Below are 3450 nucleotides of genomic sequence, written 5' to 3'. Positions count from 1 at the left end.
TCGCCTCCGTGGAAGTCACTGCGCCGCAAGCGGCTTGTTCCGGTGTCCTTCTATTCTCATTTTTAAATAACATTAATATTACGTTTCTGAACAATAAAAAAAATAAACATGTGCATAGCACACGTTTATTCGTAACGTTCTAACGCATAGCGTTATCACTCTATAACCCTTATAAATAAGGGTTATGTGGTTACGCTAGCAGCATAGCTGCTTCGCTATAATCGAACCGCTTTGCTCCCGATTCATATATATTTTTATATATATCATAACATATATATAAAAGTATATATATTTATATATATCAAAAATAAAATTATATATTTATATGTAACCGCTTAATTATTCGGTTTTTACATAATATAAAAATATACGATTTAATATTTTTTTAACATTTTGGTATTTTTCTATTTTTTTATTTAACTTAAAAAATGAGCTGTAAAAACAGCCCATTTCTAATTCAATTTCCTATTTTACTTTGTTTTTTCCATACTCCCGACTTCCTTATCCTGTTCTTACCTTTATTAGGCTCTCCTTCTGGCAAAGTCTCTTCTGATATATCTTTCCAATTATTACTTTTTCTTATCCTTATAAATCCGCTAGCCCTATTTAATGTTTTAAAAACATTAGATTTTCTAATTGCCATTGGTTTATAAGTAGGAGGTGCTGGATTGTATAATGATAATCCAACAACTGTGGTAGAATCAGGAAATTCATGATTAGGATAAGTAATAGCAATCTTTAACGCTGTTCCTGTATAGTATTCACTAGGTGCAACTGTGGTAGAAAATGGAACACTAATATTTGAGTCTTTTTGCATTTCATCAATAGTATTACCATCTATTTGCCATATTGTTTTTCCTTGCACAGAAACATTATATTTAACTCTAGCCCCACCTAAAGCATAATCTGTCCTATGATTAGAAAAAAGTATCGGAACAACTTCACCTTTTACATATATACTGCCATCATCATTTTCTCTTTGCTCGGTTATCCTAATGGATTGAACAAAATGCCTACATCCTGCCCATATCGAAGTATTTTGCCCATACTGAATGAACATGTCATTTCCATTTATTGAATAAAAATAATCTGTAGTAGTGGTTCCATCACCCCACCAATAATTTTTATCTCCTACATGATTAGGATACCATGAAGGTATCCCATCAGCTTGCTTCTTTACTTTGGCATTGGTAGATACTGTAAATTTTATTTGAATTGGCATAATTACACACCTGCCACAATATCATTTTCAGTTTTACCCGGATTTGTTCTGATCCAAGTGTTCCCATCAGCACTTCCGGTAAAGACATTAATATTACCACCAGCAACTCCCATTCCCGGAGCAAAATTACCTTTAAGAATATCATCACCAGTATGTTGCCAAACATGAATATTTTCAAGATGTTGAAGTAATTTCTTAAATGCTTCTTGATTACTATTCAACATATTTTTAATATCTTGAATTTCTTGCTTCATGTTATTAATTTCTTTTTTAATATCACCTAATTCATTTTTTATATTATTGATTTCATTTTTATTATTATTAATTTGTTGCTGTAAATTATTAATAATATCTTGAAACTCTTTATCTATCCCTTGATTAGGATTATCTTCATAACCCGGAGGAGCACTATCGTCTGGTTTAGTATAGTAAACATATGCCCACGGACTTATATAACTAGCTTTATTTCTTCCTCCGAATTTACCTTCATTATCGCTTCTTTCAAAGCGCATTACTCTTCTAAATTGTAATTCTGCATAGTCATCTTGATAAGTCAATTTGATAACTATCTCATATTTACTAGAATCTTTTTCATAGTTAGTTCCTTTGGTTACTCCAACTATAATATTTTTATTTTCCATTTCACTAAACAATGGATGATCTTTCTTTAAAGGTAGTTCATAATATTTATATGTTTTTAAAGGTGTATCATCAAATACATTTTCAAATTCTTTTGCATTAAATACTCTATGAGAGCCTGCTAAAGAAAGATAATCAAAATGTCTAGTAGGAGTTAAAGGCATTATTTTATCTGTAACAGTTGGTTTGCTGCTATCGTACCATCTAGAAAAACTATTTAAAGAAAAACCACCTATATTTATTACTTGAGAAATAACACGATCAAAAACTCTTAAAGTACGTTTAGAATCGTTGTCTGCTGTAATGACTGATAATTTCTGATGAAAAGTCCTTATGTTGCTTTCTACCGTAAATTTAGAGTTTTCTAGTAAGAATTTTGCACCGTCATTTTCTTTTTTAGAATCATTTAACAAATATAACGGTGCATCAATAAAATTTTCTATGTTTTTGGTAACATCATAAATATAGTAACCTTGAAAATCAGCAAGAGAATTATTGTTGTAAAGCTCTTTTAAAATTGAATCCTTAAAATATTTATCTAAATTACCAGAAACAATTTTATTATCAAAATGTTTCGGTGATAATTCACATATCTTCAAAAGATTATTATAAGAATCATCTTTATAACTCAAAATAAAAGAACTTAATAAAGATTTATCACCTTCATTTTCATCATGATTAGCATAATTTTGATACATATTAGCTGGAGTAATTCCGCTAAATCTATCAGTAAAAATAAGTTTTTTAGGATTTTCCCAGATATCATACATTTCTACTGAATCAAAACAAGGTTCAAAACATAACCCATTCATTTCTTTTAAGTATCTGTTAGTAGTTCCTTTATACGTAATAGCCCAAATAGTTGATTTTCCTTCAATAACATCACTAATAGGATCAAAAATATCTTGTTTATCAATTGGGATTTCATATAAAAGTTTTTCTTCTCCAGTATCTAAATCATACTCATAACACTTATAATCAGTAGTTAAATAATGTAAGTAGTTTTTATTATTAGGTACTCGTTTAAATACATTTACTATCCATTGAGGCTCGTAGTTAGTATTTAATTTGTCAAAGTTTAAAGATACCGGATTTTGATTATTTGCAGTAGTATAGCCAAACTCTGCTTTTCTAATCTGATTTTTATAAATGAAATATAATTCTTTATTACTTTTTATAGTAGAATTTTCTTTATTTACAATCCATAGTCTATTGACTTGTGTAGGAATATTGTTTATTAATAAAACAAAATCAAGCTTTTCATCATTGCTTATTTCACGAGAATTAATAGCCCATGTAGCATTGTTTTTATCACAAATATCGTTAGCTAGATTTGTTTTAGTTGCTTCAATAAATCCCCATTCTGTTCTAAAAGCATACGTAAATACTGACTGTTTACTATTAACAGTCGTTGTTTGCGTTGCAGCTAACGATAAATGTTCATTATTTCCTGTAACAATGATTCCGAATAATTTAAATTTATCAATAATATCTGGTAATTGATCTGCAAGCTCTAATTTTATGATAAGTTCTAAATCATTCAAATCTTTAATTAACTTATCTAATTCATCATTCATTTGACCTGCCCA

2 protein-coding genes are annotated in these 3450 nt (G+C 29.0%); both read right to left on the bottom strand.

What is annotated here, in order from left to right:
* Positions 1 to 457: 457 nt before the first annotated feature.
* Positions 458 to 1222, bottom strand: a complete 765-nt coding sequence (locus tag A5816_RS15965) for a hypothetical protein (RefSeq protein ID WP_086311752.1) — start codon at positions 1220 to 1222, stop codon at positions 458 to 460.
* Between the two features lie 2 nt (positions 1223 to 1224).
* On the bottom strand, positions 1225 to 3450 hold a 2226-nt coding region (locus tag A5816_RS15960; RefSeq protein WP_086311751.1), incomplete at its 5' end, for a hypothetical protein.

The organism is Enterococcus sp. 3G1_DIV0629, assembly GCF_002141285.1.
Classification (GTDB): Bacteria; Bacillota; Bacilli; order Lactobacillales; family Enterococcaceae; genus Enterococcus_B; species Enterococcus_B lactis.
This window is presented reverse-complemented; position numbering and strand designations above follow the sequence as displayed.

Bases quoted from the DNA above. Each gene is read 5' to 3' on its own strand.
- A5816_RS15965 (WP_086311752.1), bottom strand. From the start codon at position 1,222: ATGCCAATTCAAATAAAATTTACAGTATCTACCAATGCCAAAGTAAAG.